Genomic DNA, 17,854 nt, shown 5'->3' with positions numbered 1-17,854 from the left:
CCGCACCAGTCTACGGGGGCCCGCTCAGGGCAACCTGGAGCGCCCCGGCTAGGCTGGAACACGTGTGTGAGACGACTTCATCCTCCCGCCCGCGCGCGATGATCTCCCGCGCGGCACTCGCCTCCGCTGCGTCGACCGCGGTCGCCGCGGGGGGCGTCGTGGCAGACCTCCGCCGCGACGCGTGGGGTCATGGGGTGCTCGCGGTCGCGCACGCGGTGACCGCGGCGGGGGCGCACGCTGTGCTCGTGGATTCGCTGGTCGAGGCCGAGACGCTCGCCCTCGAGGGGATCCAAGCGACGGTCGACGGCGCGGCCGACATCGATCCGCGCCTTCTCTATGGTCTGCCCGACAGCGATGGCGCACTTCACACTCGGCCGGTCATGCGCTTGGCCGGTCGAGTCCTCTCCATCAAGAGACTCAAGGCGGGTGAGGCCGTGTCGTACGGATACACCCATCGCGCCGCCACCGACACGACGGCCGCGCTCATCACCGGCGGATACGCGCAGGGAATCGCCCGTGCGCTCGGGAACGCCGCTCACGTCGAGGTCGATGGCGTGCAGATGCCCATCATCGGCCGAGTCGCGATGGATGTGTGCGTGATAGACCTCGGCGGACAGGATGTCTCGGTGGGCAGCGACGCGACGTACTTCGGAGGCGCCGGCCCGGCTGCGCCCGCGCTCGCGCGCTGGAGTGCCGTCACCGGGCTCACCGTCGCAGAGCTCATCACGGTCGCGGGGACGCACGCCGATCGGGGGTGGGAGGCATGAGCCGACCGGAGCTGCGGCTGCGAACGGATCGACTGGTCGCGAACATCGAGGCGGTGCGAGACCGCATCTCGCCCTCGGCGCTGATGCTGGTGTTCAAGGACGACGCATACGGACACGGGCTCTCCTGGGCAGTGGAGTCGGCGAAAGACGCAGGAGTCGAGTGGTTCGGGTCGTATGACATCACCAGCGGCGTCACGGCGCGGCGACTGCTGGGAGCACAGGGCAGGGTGTTCGCCTGGGTGACGTCGACCGATGCGGAGATCGACGAGGCACTGATGCACCGGATCGATCTGGGCGTAGGCAGTGACGAGTATCTCGGGCGCATCATCGCGCGTGCGAGCGCGCTGGGCGCCTGTGCGCGGGTGCACCTCAAGATCGACACGGGGCTTCACCGCAACGGCATCCTGCCGGAGGAGTGGGAGTCGACGGTCGCCTCCGTCCGCGCGGCGGAGCGCGAAGGACTCGTCGATCTCGTCGGCGTCTGGAGTCACCTCGCCGAAGCCAGCGACGCCGAGGACGATGATGCACGGGCCGTGTTCCTCGACGCCGTGCGGGTCGTGACCGAGTCGGGGTCGACTCCGGAGGCGCTGCACCTCACCGCGTCTGCAGCGTCGTGGTGGCGGCCGGAGCTGCGAGGCACGCTCTCGCGCATCGGGGCGTTCTGCTACGGCATCCGATCGGCCGACGGTCCTGAACTCGACGGGATCGTCCCTGTCGCAGAGCTGACGGCGACGGTGGCGCGTCTCACGGGCCCGGATGCGGTGATCTCGATCGGATCGTTCGACGGAATCCCCTCGACGCTGGCCGGGGCGACCGTCGGGACTCCTGCCGGGGGTCGACAGCTGAAGCGCGTGGATGCGACCGAGTCGCTCGTGGCCGGATGGCCCGATGCCGCGGTCGGTGACACCGTCTGGCTGTTCGGGGCGGGGGAGCACGGAGAAGAGAGTGCGACCGGCCTCGCAGAGCGGATCGACACGGTCGGCGAGGAGATCCTGACGAGGCTCACCTCGCGTGTGCGACGGACGATCGTGTCGTGAACTGACCGCATCTCGCGACACCGGCCCCGTGACATGAAAAACGGAGCCCGCCAGAAGTCGGGCTCCGTTCTCGGCGAACCGCGGCGATCAGTCGATCAGGCGCGCGGTCTCGTCGTGCCAGCTGGTGGCGATGCTGCGGAGCTTCTCTTCGTACTTGCGGCCGTGGTGGGCGCAGAAGAGCAGTTCGGAGCCGTTGACCTCGGCCGCGATGTAGGCCTGAGCGCCACAGGAATCACAACGATCCATGGCGGTCAGGCGGAACTCGACGGCGGAGGTCTCACGTTCGGTCGTTGCGTTCATCATGGTGCCTCCTTGAGTGTCGGGTTCGCTGCGTGGGCGTGTTCAATACAACCACGCCCTACCTGTGGGCATGCCCGCTTTGCGGCGTGTTTCGCTCAGCGCGTACGCGGGGCCCGCCGTCTGCGGGGCGGTGGGGAGTGTCTGCAGGCCCGCACGGCGTCTCGCGAATAGACTCGGAGATTGTGACTTCCGAGTATTCCGCCCATCACCTCCAGGTGCTCGAAGGGCTCGAAGCAGTCCGTAAGCGACCGGGCATGTACATCGGCTCCAACGGCTCGCCGGGCCTGATGCATTGCCTCTGGGAGGTCATCGACAACGCCGTCGACGAGGCGGTGGCGGGCAACGGGTCGAAGATCGACGTGATCCTGCACGCGGACGGCAGTGTCGAGGTGCACGACAGAGGTCGTGGAATCCCGGTCGACGTCGAGCCCCGCACCGGGCTCACCGGTGTGGAGGTCGTGTTCACGAAGCTGCACGCCGGAGGCAAGTTCGGCGGCGGCTCGTACGCCGCATCCGGTGGGCTCCACGGTGTCGGCGCATCGGTCGTCAATGCCCTCTCGGAACGCCTCGATGTGGAGGTCGATCGCGGCGGCAAGACGTACGCGATGTCCTTCCACCGCGGCGAACCCGGTCTGTTCGCCGACAAGGGGGAGAAGAGGCCTGACGCACCGTTCACGCCCTTCGAGCAGAAGAGCGAACTGCGCGTCATCGGCAAGGCTCCGCGCGGCGCGACCGGAACCAGGGTCCGTTACTGGGCGGATCGACAGATCTTCACCAAGGACGCGGCATTCCAGCTCAGCGAGCTCGAGACGCGCGCACGCCAGACCGCCTTCCTCGTGCCGGGACTCGAGATCGTCGTGACAGACGCACGAGCGACGGCGGAGAGCGACGAGACCGCTCAGGTCGATCAGACCTCGTATCACTACGAGGGCGGCATCTCGGAGTTCGTCGAGTACCTCGCCACCGACGCCCCGGTCACCGACACCTGGCGCATCCAGGGCGAGGGCACCTTCAAAGAGACCGTGCCCGTGCTGCAGGCCGACGGGCACATGGTGGCCACAGAGGTCGAGCGCGTCTGCGCCGTCGACATCGCGATGCGCTGGGGCACGGGGTACGACACGGTGACCCGCTCGTTCGTCAACATCATCTCGACGCCCAAGGGCGGCACGCATCAGCAGGGCTTCGAGCAGGAGCTGCTGAAGGTGCTCCGCGCTCAGGTCGAGCAGAACGCACGTCGACTGAAGGTCGGCAGCAACGACAAGGTCGAGAAAGACGATGTGCTCGCGGGACTCACCGCCGTGCTCACCGTGAACGTCCCCGAACCGCAGTTCGAGGGCCAGACCAAAGAGGTGCTCGGCACACCCGCTGTGCGCCAGATCGTCGCCCAGGTTCTGCGCAAGGATCTCGCCGCGCGGTTCTCGTCGACCAAGCGCGACGACAAGAGCCAGGCGACGCAGCTGCTCGACAAGGTCGTGGCCGAGATGAAGGCCCGCGTCTCGGCACGCGCGCACAAAGAGACGCAGCGTCGCAAGAACGCGCTCGAATCCTCGACCCTCCCGACCAAGCTGGTCGACTGCCGAACCAACGAGGTCGAGCGCAGCGAGCTCTTCATCGTCGAGGGCGACTCCGCCCTCGGCACGGCCAAGAACGCGCGCAACAGCGAGTTCCAGGCGCTGCTGCCGATCCGGGGCAAGATCCTCAACGTGCAGAAGGCGTCGGTGGGCGACATGCTGTCCAACGCCGAATGCGCCTCGATCATCCAGGTGATCGGCGCCGGTTCCGGCCGGAGCTTCGACATCGACGCGGCTCGCTACGGCAAGGTGATCCTGATGAGCGATGCCGATGTCGACGGCGCTCACATCCGCACCCTGCTGCTGACGCTCTTCTATCGCTACATGCGTCCGCTCATCGAGCACGGGCGCGTGTTCGCCGCGGTGCCGCCACTTCATCGCGTGATCGTGATGAACCCGGGGTCCAAGCCGAACGAGACGATCTACACCTACAGCGAGCAGGAGATGCACGCGCTTCTGTCGAAGCTGCGCAAGGCCGGCAAGAAGTGGCACGAGCCCATCCAGCGCTACAAGGGCCTCGGCGAGATGGATGCCGAGCAGCTCGCGACGACCACGATGGATCGCGGGGGACGACTGCTGCGTCGTGTGCGCATGGAGGATGCCGAAGCCGCGGGTCGTGTGTTCGAGCTGCTGATGGGCAATGAGGTCGCGCCGAGGCGTGAATTCATCATCGAGTCCTCCGACCGGCTGTCGCGCGAGGCCATCGACGCCTGAGTCGGGCGCTTCGGCGCTGGACGCGGAGGGCGGCGGCCGCCCGGATCAGACCAGAGTGCGTCCGATGCTGCCGATCACTCCGTCGATGGGCTGACCCGAGGCATCGCGTCGCGCGCCGGGCTCGGGGAGCTTGCGCACGGCCCCGGTCGGGTCGACAGCCTGCGCGGGGCTCGGTCCGACCCACGCGATCAGGAGGCGGTCTTCGCCCTTCAGGAAGGCATGCGCGCGTACGCCGCCGGTGGCCCGGCCCTTGGAGGGGTACTCGGTGAACGACGAGACCTTGGCGCGACCCGGCTCGGTTCCCGGCAGGCTGCTGTCGCCGCCGGAGACGGTCGCGACCACGGCATCGGCTGCCGGTGCCACGGCACCGAAGAACAGCACCGCAGCTCCGGCGCCGAGCTTCATTCCCGCCATGCCGCCCGCGGGGGCTCCCTGAGGGCGCACGGCGGACGCGGAGAACCGAAGGAGCTGAGCATCCGTGGTCACGAAGACGAGATCGGTGTCGTCCGGCGCCTCCGCGGCGCCGACCACGGTGTCTCCCGGCTTCATTCCGATGACCTCGAGATCGGGCCGTACCGGAAGCGTCGACGGGACGATCCGCTTGACCGTGCCCTGCGCCGTGCCGAGCGCGATCGGCACGTCGCTGTCGAACCGGATGAACTCGAGGATCCGCTCGCCTCGGGTGGTGATTCCCAGGTAGTCGCGCAGGGGAGTGCCGGCAGCGAGCTGCACCGAAGACGACGGCACCGAGGGGAGATCGACCGGTGTGAACCTCAGCACGCGGCCTTCGGTGGTGAGGGCTCCGATATCGGCGCGCACCGTGGTGGCCACGGTCGTCTGGATCGCATCGTGCTTGCTGCGGCGGGCCGGAACCGTGAGCTCCTGGCCTTCTGCGAGGTCGACGCGAACCGCTCGACCGGTCGTCGAGAGCACGAGAACCGTCGGCGCGTCGGCGATCTGCAGATCGGCAGCCGCTCCCTTGGCCGCGCGGGGCTTTGCCGGCGCCGCGTTCATCAGGAGTGTGCGGCGAGGCGTGCCGTAGGCATCCGCCGCCGCATCCAGCTCCGTGGCGACGGCCGCGCGCAGCAGCACATCGCTCGCGAGCAGTTCTCGAAGTGCGGCGATGTCGGCGAGCAGTGCATCTCGCTCGGCTTCGAGTTCGATGCGCGAGAACTTCGTCAGGCGGCGCAGACGCAGCTCGAGGATGTACTCGGCCTGGAGCTCGCTGAGGTCGAAGACCGAGCGCAGCCGGGAGCGCGCCTGCTCGGAGTCGTCCGAGGAGCGGATGACCTGGATGACCTCATCGATGTCGAGGATCGCGATCAGAAGGCCCTCGACGAGGTGCAGCCTCTCCTCGCGACGCGCGAGACGATACCGACTGCGCCGCGTGATCACCTCGAGGCGGTGCGCGACGTAGACGCTGAGCATCTCCTTGAGGCCGAGCGTCCGCGGCTGTCCGTCGACCAGCGCGACGTTGTTGATGCTGAAGGAGTCCTCGAGGGGCGTCAGCCGGTAGAGCTGCTCCAGCACGGCGTTCGGGTCGAAGCCGGTCTTGATCCCGATCGCGACCCGCAGTCCGTGGTTCCGGTCGGTGAGGTCGGTGACATCGCTGATGCCCTGCAGCTTCTTCGACTGCACGGCGTCGCGGATCTTCTCGATGAGACGCTCGGGCCCGACCATGTACGGCAGCTCGGAGACGATGATCCCGGTGCGGCGGGGGCCGAGCGACTCGATCGACACCTTTCCACGCACCTTCAGCGCGCCGCGACCGTTCGCGTAGGCATCCTTGACGCCGTCCAGCCCCATGAGGATCCCGCCGGACGGGAAGTCCGGGCCGGGCACGAACTCCATGAGCTCCTCGGTGGTGGCATCAGGGTTCTCGAGCAGATGCGTCGCTGCCGCGACGACCTCGATCAGATTGTGCGGGGCCATGTTGGTCGCCATGCCCACAGCGATGCCGCTGGCACCGTTGACGAGCAGGTTCGGGAACGCGGCAGGGAGTACGGCGGGCTGCTGGAACTGCCCGTCGTAGTTGGGCACGAAGTCGACGACGTCTTCGTCGAGGTTCTCGGTCAGCGCCATCGCCGGCGGCGCCAGCCGGGCCTCGGTGTAGCGGGCGGCGGCGGGCCCGTCGTCGAGCGATCCGAAGTTGCCGTGCCCGTCGACGAGGGGCACGCGCAACGCGAAGTCCTGAGAGAGGCGCACGAGGGCGTCGTAGATCGCCGAGTCGCCGTGCGGGTGCAGCTTTCCCATCACCTCCCCGACGACACGGGCGCTCTTCACATGCCCGCGGTCAGGGCGCAGACCCATCTCGGCCATCTGGTACAGGATCCTGCGCTGCACGGGCTTCAGACCGTCGCGCGCGTCCGGCAACGCACGCGAGTAGATGACCGAGTACGCGTACTCGAGGAACGAACCCTGCATCTCGCTCTCGAGATCGATGTCCTGGATTCTCTCCGGAGCGAGCTCGGGCGGCGGGGTCTTCGGCATGGCCATCCTGAATGGTGCGAGGCTGAGAACGTACGGGAGCCTGTGTCAGACTGGCTCGGATGTCCCTCATTCTACCGCCCGAGTCGCCCTCAGCCCGGAGCCTCGTCGGGGTGGCGGACGACCTGTTCGCCGCTCTCCGAGGCGAATCCGCGGTGCTGCCGCGCGCGACATCCGCCGTGCTGGTCCTCATCGACGGACTGGGTGCGATCGGCCTCCGCGCTCATGCCGGCCATGCCCGCGCTCTCACTTCCGGGATGGCCAAGAAGGATGTGGCCCAGTCCGTCTTCCCGTCGACCACCGCCGCCGCACTGACGAGTCTGCTGACCGGTGCCTGGCCGGGCCAGCACGGTCTCGTCGGATACCGAGTGCTCGATCGCTCGCGTGATGTGCTCGTGAACCAGCTCACCGGCTGGGAGACGGAGGGGGTGGATCCGGCGACCTGGCAGAGCATGCCCACGGTCTTCGAACGAGCCCGCGCCGAAGGACGGCCGGCGTTCGCCGTCGGGGTCGCCGCGTACGCGCACAGCGGGTTCACGCGAGCCACCCTGCGCGGCGCGGAGTTCGTGCCCGCGGACACGCCCGCCCAGCGCGTCGAAGTGGCGTACGACCTCGCCGAGAGCAACCCGGGGTCTCTCGTCTACTGCTACCTCCCCGAGGCCGACAAGGCGGGCCATCGGCACGGAGTCGCATCTCAGGAGTGGGTCGCGGCCCTCGAGGAGATCGATCGGGCGCTGGCACTGCGTGTGCCGGCCGGGGTCGGAGTGCTCGTCACTTCGGACCACGGCATGGTCGACGTCCCGGCGCATCGCCAGGTCGTGCTCGAGGCGGAGCACCTGCGTGGTGTGCACTCGATCGGCGGCGAGCCGAGGATGCTGCACGTCTACCTCGACCCCGGCTCGGATGCGGCCGAGACGTCTGCCCGTTGGTCGCAGGATCTCGCGGGACTCGCCGATGTCGGCACTCGTCAGGAGGCGATCGCGGCGGGGCTGTTCGGGCCGACGGTCACGGAGGCTGCGGCGTCTCGGATCGGCGATCTGCTGGTCGTCGCACGCGGGAACGTCGCCGTCTACGACGGGACCGCACCCGACCAGCGCAACCGGGGAATGATCGGCCAGCACGGCGGACTCACGCCCGAGGAACGCCAGGTGCCACTGCTGCGTTTCGGCGCGTTCTCACGCTGAGCGCGCGCACGCCGCAGGATCGGGGCTCACTCGTCCGTCCGTGCTCCGAAGACGATCTCATCCCACGAGGGCATCGCGTTGCGGCGCTTGCGACGACCGCTGCCATCCGAGCCGCTGGATTCCGGTGCGGGATCGGGTGTCGTCGAGGGCTCGTCGATCGAGCCCGTCTCGAACGCGTCGAAGATCGCGATCGGATCGTTGTCGGTGGTGAGGAGAGCGTCATCGTCGATCAGCGGGGCGGTTTCGCGCTGGCCACGTCGGCGACGGAGCGCCTCGAGAAGATCGGCCGTCTCCGGGCTGGTCGTCTGGGAGTCGGGCGCACGCTTGGTCGCGGCCTCCTGCACCGATGCGGGGGAGCGCTCGCGCCCAGCAGCATCGTCGACGCCGTCAGTCGCCGGCACGAGTCGCGGTCCGAAGGCCCCTGAGTCGAAACGGCTGTCGTCCTTGTACGGCGAGACCTGCCGCTCGCTCTCGACCGCGCGCAGTCGCGGGATCAGCCCCTCGGGGAGCGACCCCTGACGAGACAGCTGCGTGGCATCCGCGTTAAGCGGAGCGAGAGCGCTGCGGCGTGGATCGAAGCTCCACCGTGCGTCGTGCTCGACCTCGTTGGCCGCGAACTCGAGCTTGATGATCCACCCGCTGTCGTCCTTCCAGCTCGCCCAGCGCTCGGCCGAGGCCTCGACCTCGGAGAGCTTGGCGCGGATGGCGGTGCCGAAGGTGGGCTGCGCATCCGGCTCGACATCGCTGCCGATCAGAACCGGCACGGCGAGCGCCTGGCCGATGATGTGCTCGCGCTCGGCCAGCACGGGGCCCTCGAATCGCGCCACGTCGTCGACCGTGATGCCGAGCAGTTCGGCGACCTCGGGGGCCGTGAGGCCGGCGCGGATCTGCGCCTGGATGTCGCGGGGGCTGGCCGCCAGCCGCTGCGGTGCGGGCTCGCCTTGGCGGGTCGCCCGCCTGATCTCGCGGTGCAGGACGTCGTCGATGGGCAGCGCGAACCGCTCGCCCGACTCGGTCGCGAGTACGAGGACTCCTGCTTCTGTGCCGACGATGGTGACGTTTTCCATGCGAATGCCCCTCTGATGGGTGTGCATTCATGGTGTCATGAGGCCGCGCTCGGGGCAGGGAATACTCTGGGCGCGCCGCCAGTTTGGTCTGTCGCAGCCCCGGGCATTTGCTTATTGTCCCGAGGTCATGCAAACTATGGCCGCCGATTACCCCGACGGCGCACCACCCACTCGCATGAAAGTGGAGATTCACCACATGGCAACCGACTACGACGCTCCCCGAAAGAGTGAAGACGACTCCGAGTCGATCGAAGCCCTCAAGGAGCGTGTGCCGGACAAGCTCTCCGGCTCTTCGGGAGACGAGGATGCGGACAACCCGTCCAGCTTCGACCTCCCCGGTGCCGATCTGTCCGACCTCGAGCTCGATGTCGTCGTGCTGCCCGCGCAGCAGGACGAGTTCACCTGCATGAGCTGCTTCCTCGTGAAGCACCGCTCGCAGCTCGACCACGAGGACGCGTCCGGCCCCATCTGCAAGGAATGCGCCGCCTGAGCGCATCCGAGCGACGCTCCGCGCGCCCCCGACCTCACGGTCAGGGGCGCGTTCGTCGTTGAGGGGTCAGTGCGTGGAGCGAGCGATCGCGGCCGCGAGGCGATCGGGCGTGCGAGTCGAGATCGTCCAGGTGTCGACGGGATCGTCCTGATCGGTGTTGGGGACGGTGACGATGCCGTCGATGCCGCCGCGGATCAGGTGCCACCCGCGGGCCGGAAGCCCTGGCCCACGCGCCTGCCGGGCGGCTTCGCCGCTGAGCGCGACAGCGTCGCCGAGATGGCGGGTGTCGATGTGTGCGCGTCCTGCCCTGAGGACTCCGCTCTCGACAGAGACGACGGGGGCGGAGGCGACGAGTCCGGCGACGAGGAGTGCGGAGACCGCCGCGCCGACGATCAGAGCCACGGTCGCCGAGCCGAGCGGGATGAAGATGAGCGACACCATGGGGCCCGCCAGTGCCACCGTCGTCAGGAGCCGCAGGCTCGGTGAGAGCCTCTCGCGGTAGCGCGGTCGTGTGTCGTGAGCGATGTTCTGCATTAGCCTCGGGGGGTGACTGATTCCGTTGATCTCCCCATTATCGCGCCTGTGCTCGACGGCGCACCCGTCGTGCCCGGATACGCGCATCCGGGAGACGCCGGTGCCGACCTCGTCGCGGCAGAGGCCGTGCACCTCGAACCGGGGGAGCGCGCGCTGGTGGCCACCGGCGTGCGCATCGCTCTGCCCGAGGGCTACGCCGCGTTCGTGGTTCCCCGCAGCGGCCTCGCCGCCAAGCACGGGATCTCCATCGTGAACTCGCCCGGCACGGTCGACGCCGGGTATCGCGGCGAGATCAAGGTGAGTCTGATCAACACCGACATCCGCAGCGCGTACGATGTCGCCGTCGGCGATCGCATCGCGCAGCTGATCATCATGCCCGTGACGCGCGCCGTCTTCCTCCCGGTCGAGGAGCTGCCGGACAGCGTCCGCGGTGAAGGCGGCTTCGGCTCGACCGGGTACCAGGCAGCATCTCATTCGACTCCGGCAGGACAGGCCAATGACTGACAACAACGCGACTCCCTCGAAGTCGGCCCCCGAGAACCGGGCCACCGAAGGCCCCTTCGACGACTCCGAGGCGAACCCGGTTCGCCCGTACATCGATCTCGGCGGCATCAAGATCCTGCCGCGTGAGGGCCTCAATCTCCGGCTCGAGGTCGAGGAGCAGTCGAAGCGCATCGTCGCGGTCGGGCTCGACTACGCCGACTCGTCGCTGCAGGTGCAGCCGTTCGCGGCTCCGCGTTCCGGTGGGCTGTGGGACGAGACCCGCGTGCAGCTGCGCGATCAGGTGCGCACTCAGGGGGGACGAGTCGAGGAGCGCGACGGGCCTCTGGGCAAGGAGCTTCTCGCCGAGGTTCCCGCGGCGGCCAACGAGGGCTCGGGCCTGCGGCTCGCGCGCTTCATCGGCATCGACGGGCCCCGCTGGTTCCTGCGTGGAGTGATCGGAGGCGCAGCGGCGTCCGACCTCGAAGCCGCTGCCAAGGTCGAGGACCTCTTCCGGTCGATCGTCGTCGTGCGCGGCGGGGCTCCCATGCCGCCTCGCGACCTGATCCCGCTCAAGATGCCCGCGACGCCCGGTTCGGCGTGAGCACGCCTCTGACGCCGCCGGAGCCGGAGCGCGAGCAGAGCGCTTCGGACATGCTGGGGGCGGCGCTCGGAGGAGCGGCGCGCCGTGCGGGCCTGGATCCTGCCGAGACCGGCGCGACGCACAAGGTCGTGTGGTCGGCGATCGGCGGATGGCGCGGAATCCTCGAGTCGGTCCTGCCGAGCCTCGCTTTCGTCATCCTCTTCACGATCGCGCCCGAACCGCTGCTCCTGCCGCTCGGGGTCTCGGTGGGTCTCGCAGCGGTGTTCACCGTGGTCCGCCTCATCCAGAAGTCGCCGCCGTCCGCGGCGATCGGCGGTCTCGTGGCGGCTGCCGCTGCGGCCGGTATCGCGCTGTGGACGGGGCGGGGTGAGGACAACTTCGTTCCCGGGCTGCTCACCAACGCGGCGTACGGCACGGCGATGCTCGTGTCGGCGCTGGTCGGATGGTCGCTGATCGGTCTTGCTGTGGGATTCCTCATGGGGGAGGGCACGGCGTGGCGCAACGACCGGCGCAAGCGTCGGGCGTTCCTGTGGCTCGGAGTCGCCTGGGCCGCGCTGTTCTACGCCAGGCTCGCGGTGCAGCTCCCGCTGTATCTCGCGGGTGACGTGACGGCTCTCGGCACGCTGAAGCTCATCATGGGACTCCCGCTGTTCGCGCCGCTGATCGCCGTCACATGGCTCGTCGTGCGTGCGCTCTACCCGCGCACCCCGGATTCCGGTACACCGCCGCAGTCGTGATAGATTTATCTTGATATCAAGATAAATTTGCAGGCTTTCGCCCGGAGGCTGAGCGGAGCAGACTGGTTAGGACTGCCTTGCTAGCCGCAGGGGCTCGCTGGCGAGCAAGATGGAGGCGCCTGTCGCTCCCATCCGAATAGAAGGAGACGGATTCGTGTCCACGGTGAACAGCTTCGGTGCCAAGAGCACCCTGACGGTCGGCAGCACCGACTACGAGATCTTCCGCATCGACACGGTGCCCGGTTTCGACAAGCTCCCTTTCAGTCTGAAGGTCCTCCTCGAGAACCTGCTTCGCACCGAAGACGGCGCGAATGTGACCAAGGCGCAGATCGAAGCCCTGGGCTCATGGGATGCCGCGGCCGAGCCGAGCACCGAGATCCAGTTCACGCCGGCCCGCGTGGTCATGCAGGACTTCACGGGTGTTCCCTGCATCGTCGACCTCGCCACCATGCGTGAGGCCGTCACGGCGCTGGGTGGCGACGCGAACAAGATCAACCCGCTCTCGCCTGCCGAGATGGTCATCGATCACTCGGTGATCGCCGACCTCTTCGGTTCGGAGAACGCGCTCGAGCGCAACGTCGAGATCGAGTACGAGCGCAACGGCGAGCGGTACCAGTTCCTCCGCTGGGGCCAGACGGCTTTCAGCGACTTCAAGGTCGTTCCCCCGGGAACCGGCATCGTGCACCAGGTCAACATCGAGCACCTGGCGAAGGTCATCTACGACCGCACGGTCGACGGCGTGCTGCGCGCATACCCCGACACCTGCGTCGGCACCGACTCGCACACCACGATGGTCAACGGTCTGGGCGTGCTCGGCTGGGGCGTCGGCGGCATCGAGGCAGAGGCCGCCATGCTCGGCCAGCCCGTGTCGATGCTCATCCCGCGCGTCGTCGGCTTCAAGCTCTCCGGCGAGATCCCGGCGGGAGTCACGGCGACCGATGTCGTGCTCACGATCACCGACCAGCTGCGCAAGCACGGCGTGGTCGGCAAGTTCGTCGAGTTCTACGGCGAGGGAGTGGCCTCCGTGCCGCTGGCCAACCGTGCGACGATCGGCAACATGTCGCCTGAGTTCGGCTCAACGGCGGCGATCTTCCCGATCGACGACGTCACCCTCGACTACCTGCGCCTGACGGGTCGCAGCGAAGAGGCCGTCGCGCTGGTCGAGGCCTACGCCAAGACCCAGAAGCTCTGGCACGACGCCTCGCAGGAGCCCGTGTTCAGCGAGTACCTCGAGCTCGACCTCGGCACCGTCGTGCCGTCGATCGCCGGCCCGAAGCGCCCGCAGGACCGCATCCTCCTCTCCGAGGCGAAGTCGCAGTTCGAGCAGGACATCCTGGCCTACGCCGCGCCGTCGACGTCGGACGACGTCGTCGACCTCGAGTCGAAGCACTCGTTCCCGGCCTCCGACCCCGGCAACGCTCCGGGCGAAGAAGAGCCGCGCACCACTCGGCCCGTGCACATCAACAGCGGCGCTCCGGCGAACGCGTCGAAGCCCGTGCCGGTCACCACTCCGGCGGGCGAGCAGTACATCCTCGACAACGGCGCGGTCACTCTCGCAGCGATCACGTCGTGCACCAACACGTCGAACCCCTCGGTCATGATCGCGGCAGGTCTCGTCGCCCGCAAGGCGCTCGAGAAGGGCCTCAAGCAGAAGCCGTGGGTCAAGACCACCCTCGGCCCTGGCTCGAAGGTCGTCACCGACTACTACGAGAAGTCGGGCCTCGACAAGGACCTCGAGGGCCTCGGCTTCTACACCGTCGGCTACGGCTGCACCATCTGCATCGGAAACTCCGGTCCGCTGATCGAAGAGGTCTCCGCGGCCATCAACGATCACGACCTCGCCGTGACCGCCGTGCTCTCGGGCAACCGCAACTTCGAGGGCCGCATCAGCCCCGACGTGAAGATGAACTACCTCGCGAGCCCGCCGCTCGTGATCGCCTACGCGCTGGCGGGGTCGATGCATTTCGACTTCGAGAACGACGCGCTCGGCAAGGGCTCCGACGGCAACGACGTGTTCCTCAAGGACATCTGGCCGTCGCCCGACGAGGTGCAGGAGATCGTCGATTCCTCGATCTCGCGCGAGCAGTTCATCAAGCAGTACGCGACGGTCTTCGACGGCGACGAGCGCTGGCGCAGCCTGCCCACCCCGGAGGATGACATCTTCCAGTGGGACGAGAACTCGACGTACGTGCGCAAGGCTCCGTACTTCGACGGCATGACGATGGAGCTCACCCCGGTGCGCGACATCGAGGGCGCGCGCGTCATGGCGACTCTGGGTGACTCGGTCACGACCGACCACATCTCGCCCGCCGGCAACATCAAGCCCGGCACGCCGGCCGCGCAGTACCTCACCGAGCACGGCGTGGACCGTAAGGACTTCAACTCCTTCGGATCGCGTCGAGGCAACCACGAGGTGATGATCCGTGGCACGTTCGCGAACATCCGCCTGAAGAACCTCATGGTCTCGGCCGTCAACGACGGTCAGGTCGTCGAGGGCGGTTACACCCGCGACTTCACGAAGCCCGGCGGGCCGCAGTCGTACATCTACGACGCGAGCATGAACTACCAGGAGCAGGGCACGCCCCTCGTCATCTTCGGCGGCAAGGAGTACGGCTCGGGTTCGTCGCGTGACTGGGCGGCCAAGGGCACGAGTCTTCTCGGCGTCAAGGCGGTCATCACCGAGAGCTTCGAGCGCATCCACCGCTCGAACCTGATCGGCATGGGTGTCGTCCCGCTGCAGTTCCCGGCCGGCGAGAGCTGGGAGTCGCTGGGTCTCGACGGCACCGAGATCGTCTCGATCTCGGGTCTCGAGGAGCTCAACAACGGTGTCACTCCGAAGACGGTCCGCGTGACCGCCGCCCCGAGCGAGAACTCGCCCGAAGGCAAGCAGGTCGTCGAGTTCGACGCCGTCGTGCGCATCGACACTCCCGGTGAGGCGGACTACTACCGCAACGGCGGCATCCTGCAGTACGTGCTGCGTTCGTTGGTCTGATCGCTGGATCGGAAAGGGCTCGGTTCTTCGGAATCGGGCCCTTTCCGCATGCCAGGGGCGGTGTCAAGGGGGAGTGGCTCCCTGAGCTTTCCCGGATGCCCGGGGTAGGATCGAGCAGGCCTCCGAACCGGAATCGGATGCCGCCAACGGTGCCTATGAGGAGGTGCAGATGCCCATTCTTCCGAGCATCTCAGGACCCCGCGACCTCGACTCCCTGTCAGAGGACCAGCTCATCGAACTCGCCGGCGAGGTCCGCGAGTTCCTCGTCGAGAATGTGTCGCGCACCGGCGGGCATCTGGGCCCGAACCTGGGTGTCGTCGAACTCACGATCGCTCTGCACCGTGTCTTCTCGTCGCCAGACGACCCGTTCATCTTCGACACAGGACACCAGTCGTACGTGCACAAGCTGCTCACGGGGCGGCAGGACTTCTCGTCGCTGCGCCTCCGCGGCGGCCTGGCCGGATACCCGCAGCGTTCAGAGAGCCCGCACGACGTCGTCGAGTCCTCGCACGCGTCGAGTTCGCTGAGCTGGGCTGATGGTGTCTCACGGGCGCTGACGGCCACGGGCCGCGCCGACCGTCACGTCGTGGCCGTGCTCGGCGACGGGTCGCTGACGGGCGGAATGACGTGGGAGGCCCTCAACAACATCTCCGACGACAACGACCGCAATCTCGTGATCGTCGTCAACGACAACGGTCGCTCCTACGCACCGACGATCGGCGGCATGTCCCGCTATCTCAACCGCGTGCGCACCGCTGCGGCGTACAAGGAGCTGCACCACAAGTCCGATCGCCTCTTCCGCGCCTTCGGTCCGATGGGGCGAGCGGTCTTCCGCGGTGTGCGGGGTGGGACGCACGGCTTCCTCTCGCGCTTCACCAACAATGAGGCCCTCTACTCGAATCTCGACATCAAGTACCTCGGTCCGGTGGACGGCCACGATCTCCCGGCTCTCCTCGAGACCCTCGAGCTCGCGAAGTCCTTCGGCGCTCCGGTCATCGTGCACGCGATCACCGAGAAGGGGCGTGGTTACCAGCCGGCACGAGACGACGAGGCCGATCAGTTCCACGCCGTCGGCAAGATCGACCCGGTGACGGGCGAGACCCTGTCGTCGAGCGGGACGGGCTGGACCGATGTCTTCTCGGACGCGCTGGTCTCGGTGGGGGAGCGACGCGACGATGTGATCGCCATGACCGCGGCGATGCTGCGTCCGACGGGCCTCGCCCCGTTCGCCGAGCGCTTCCCGGATCGGGTGTACGACGTGGGCATCGCCGAGCAGCATGCCGTGGCATCGGCAGCAGGGCTCGCGTTCGGCGGGCTGCACCCCGTGGTCGCGCTGTATGCGACGTTCATGGGACGCGCATTCGACCAGGTGCTCATGGACGTGGCGCTTCACCGCGCGGGCGTGACCTTCGTGCTCGACCGGGCCGGAGTCACCGGACCGGACGGACCCAGCCACCACGGCATGTGGGACCTCGCGATGCTGCAGATCGTGCCCCACATCCGTATCGCGGCTCCCCGTGACGGGGCGCGGCTTCGTGAGGCGCTCGATGAAGCCGTCATGGTCGAGGACGCACCCACCGTGATCCGTTTCCCCAAGGGCGACGTCGCGCCGGATCTCCCGGCCCTCGAGCGGCTGCACGACGGCGTCGATGTGCTGGCTCGGGGCGAGTCGGAAGACGTTCTCCTGGTCGCGATCGGCCCGTTCGCCGCGTTGGCGATGGATGTGGCAGAACGTTTGCGTGCCCAGGGCATCGGCGCCACCGTCATCGACCCGCGTTGGGCCATCCCGGTGCAGCCGTCGATCGTGAGCATGGCCGCGCGCCACCGCCTCGTCATCACCCTCGAGGACGGCATCCGCGTCGGCGGCATCGGCACACGCGTGCGTCAGGTTCTTCGCGAGGCCGGTATCGATACGGCCGTGGATGAGCTCGGGCTGCCCGACGAGTTCATCGACCATGCGTCGCGGGACGAGATTCTCGCCGATGCGGGTCTGACCGCATCGAAGATCGCGCAGGACGTCGTGTCCCAGGTGCTCGGAACGCGGATCCCGGTCGCGCGGGATGCCGGTGCGAGCGGGACGATCGATCTGCCGCTCCACGAGCGGAGCTGACTTCTTCCTGCTCCCGGCGCGGCGGGGCGCTGCGGCTCAGTTGAGCGCGTGGAGGGCGGCGACTGCCTGAGCCCCGCGATCGGCGTCGCGCAGCGCGGATGACATGAGGTATCCGTCGGTCAGCGCATCGCCGGTGACCATGACCCGCACCAGCTCCACCCCGCAGGCGCGCCGCACCTCGTCGGCGCTGGCCGCGATCACGCGGGCGTTGATCTCATCGTTGTGCGGAAGCTCTGCGCTGTCCAGACCGCGGATGACGTCGCGCAGCGCTGCTCCGACGATGTTCGACGCGCGTTCTGTGACGTTGACCACGTCGAGTTCGAACACACGGAGATCTCGCCCGGTCGGAATGGGGCGCCACTCGAACGATGCGTGCACCCGGTGCTGGTGCCCGGCCGCGCCGGTCATCTCGCGCGCCGGCAGGTCCGTCGCCCTGCAGCGGACGTCGATGAGTCGGTACCAGTAGAAGAGCGGGAACGCGCAGTGGGATCCCGGGTCGAGCACGACCACCTCGCCGAGCGCTCCGCCACGGGATGACGGGCGGCGTTGTGGGCGGTTCCGGATGATGGGCTTGCCGTTTCGCGTGCGGATCGCCGCCCATCCCTCGTCGACCGTGACGACGAAGATCTTCAACAGCGCGGGAACGACCAGGAGGATCGTGAGGATCGCCGTGCCGGTCTTGAAGAGCCCCGACATCCCCTTGCCGCCCAGCATCGAGAGGAGCATGTCCATGTCACCACTGTGCCTCGTCGCCCGGACGGAGGGCATCGTGTTCGGCCG

General features: G+C 68.0%; 15 protein-coding genes. 10 read left to right on the top strand and 5 right to left on the bottom strand.

All coding sequences use genetic code 11. The features are described from left to right. The first annotated feature begins 62 nt into the window (after positions 1-62). Positions 63-767, top strand: coding sequence for an alanine racemase (locus tag AC3WS6_RS11350; protein ID WP_492501114.1), 705 nt, complete (start codon positions 63-65; stop codon positions 765-767). Further along, positions 764-1,804 carry an alanine racemase gene (locus AC3WS6_RS11345; protein ID WP_492501113.1) on the top strand — a complete coding sequence of 347 codons (1,041 nt, stop codon included), beginning with the start codon at positions 764-766 and terminating at the stop codon, positions 1,802-1,804. Before AC3WS6_RS11350 ends, AC3WS6_RS11345 begins: the two co-directional genes overlap by 4 nt. 87 nt (positions 1,805-1,891) lie before the next feature. On the opposite strand, the gene AC3WS6_RS11340 is transcribed toward AC3WS6_RS11345, so the two are convergent. Further along, on the bottom strand, positions 1,892-2,104 hold the full coding sequence (locus AC3WS6_RS11340) for a DUF7455 domain-containing protein (protein WP_042540282.1): 213 nt from the start codon (positions 2,102-2,104) through the stop codon (positions 1,892-1,894). Positions 2,105-2,283: 179 nt separating this feature from the next. On the opposite strand from AC3WS6_RS11340, the gene AC3WS6_RS11335 reads away from it, so the two are divergent. Beyond that, positions 2,284-4,389 (top strand): DNA gyrase/topoisomerase IV subunit B, encoded by a 2,106-nt coding sequence (locus tag AC3WS6_RS11335; protein WP_492501488.1) that lies wholly within the window; start codon positions 2,284-2,286, stop codon positions 4,387-4,389. A gap of 45 nt (positions 4,390-4,434) precedes the next feature. Here the strand turns inward: AC3WS6_RS11335 and AC3WS6_RS11330 are convergent, their stop codons facing one another. Further along, positions 4,435-6,879, bottom strand: a complete 2,445-nt coding sequence (locus tag AC3WS6_RS11330) for a DNA gyrase/topoisomerase IV subunit A (RefSeq protein WP_492501112.1) — start codon at positions 6,877-6,879, stop codon at positions 4,435-4,437. Between the two features lie 59 nt (positions 6,880-6,938). Here AC3WS6_RS11330 and AC3WS6_RS11325 point away from each other — a divergent pair, with 59 nt between their 5' ends. Further along, positions 6,939-8,060 (top strand): alkaline phosphatase family protein, encoded by a 1,122-nt coding sequence (locus AC3WS6_RS11325; RefSeq protein ID WP_492501111.1) that lies wholly within the window; start codon positions 6,939-6,941, stop codon positions 8,058-8,060. A gap of 26 nt (positions 8,061-8,086) precedes the next feature. On the opposite strand, the gene sepH is transcribed toward AC3WS6_RS11325, so the two are convergent. Further along, the gene (sepH, locus tag AC3WS6_RS11320) at positions 8,087-9,127 is read right to left on the bottom strand and encodes a septation protein SepH (RefSeq protein WP_492501110.1); all 1,041 of its coding nucleotides are present in this window, start codon (positions 9,125-9,127) and stop codon (positions 8,087-8,089) included. Between the two features lie 196 nt (positions 9,128-9,323). Here sepH and AC3WS6_RS11315 point away from each other — a divergent pair, with 196 nt between their 5' ends. Beyond that, positions 9,324-9,617: a DUF4193 domain-containing protein gene (locus tag AC3WS6_RS11315; RefSeq protein WP_201469844.1), complete on the top strand. Its 294-nt coding sequence runs from the start codon at positions 9,324-9,326 to the stop codon at positions 9,615-9,617. Positions 9,618-9,683: 66 nt separating this feature from the next. Here the strand turns inward: AC3WS6_RS11315 and AC3WS6_RS11310 are convergent, their stop codons facing one another. Continuing rightward, the gene (locus tag AC3WS6_RS11310; protein WP_492501109.1) at positions 9,684-10,151 is read right to left on the bottom strand and encodes a DUF3093 domain-containing protein; all 468 of its coding nucleotides are present in this window, start codon (positions 10,149-10,151) and stop codon (positions 9,684-9,686) included. Between the two features lie 12 nt (positions 10,152-10,163). On the opposite strand from AC3WS6_RS11310, the gene dut reads away from it, so the two are divergent. The 5 genes from dut (at position 10,164) to dxs (ending at position 17,074) form a co-directional block, all read left to right on the top strand. Next, positions 10,164-10,655: a dUTP diphosphatase gene (dut, locus tag AC3WS6_RS11305; RefSeq protein ID WP_492501108.1), complete on the top strand. Its 492-nt coding sequence runs from the start codon at positions 10,164-10,166 to the stop codon at positions 10,653-10,655. Beyond that, entirely contained in the window at positions 10,648-11,235 is a 588-nt protein-coding gene (locus AC3WS6_RS11300) for a DUF3710 domain-containing protein (RefSeq protein ID WP_201469841.1), read from the top strand. The genes dut and AC3WS6_RS11300 overlap by 8 nt, the downstream gene beginning before the upstream one ends. Then, positions 11,232-11,972 carry a DUF3159 domain-containing protein gene (locus AC3WS6_RS11295; protein WP_492501107.1) on the top strand — a complete coding sequence of 247 codons (741 nt, stop codon included), beginning with the start codon at positions 11,232-11,234 and terminating at the stop codon, positions 11,970-11,972. The genes AC3WS6_RS11300 and AC3WS6_RS11295 overlap by 4 nt, the downstream gene beginning before the upstream one ends. A gap of 109 nt (positions 11,973-12,081) precedes the next feature. After that, complete coding sequence (locus AC3WS6_RS11290; protein WP_492501106.1) at positions 12,082-14,964, top strand: aconitate hydratase; 2,883 nt, start codon at positions 12,082-12,084, stop codon at positions 14,962-14,964. A gap of 169 nt (positions 14,965-15,133) precedes the next feature. Further along, positions 15,134-17,074: a 1-deoxy-D-xylulose-5-phosphate synthase gene (dxs, locus tag AC3WS6_RS11285; protein WP_492501105.1), complete on the top strand. Its 1,941-nt coding sequence runs from the start codon at positions 15,134-15,136 to the stop codon at positions 17,072-17,074. Between the two features lie 36 nt (positions 17,075-17,110). On the opposite strand, the gene AC3WS6_RS11280 is transcribed toward dxs, so the two are convergent. Then, entirely contained in the window at positions 17,111-17,806 is a 696-nt protein-coding gene (locus AC3WS6_RS11280; RefSeq protein WP_492501104.1) for an SPFH domain-containing protein, read from the bottom strand. Positions 17,807-17,854: the final 48 nt, after the last annotated feature.

The organism is Microbacterium sp. EB106-03-03-XG65, assembly GCF_058791955.1.
The sequence above is the reverse complement of the archived record's forward strand: the minus strand, read 5'-3'. Positions and strand labels throughout refer to the sequence as shown.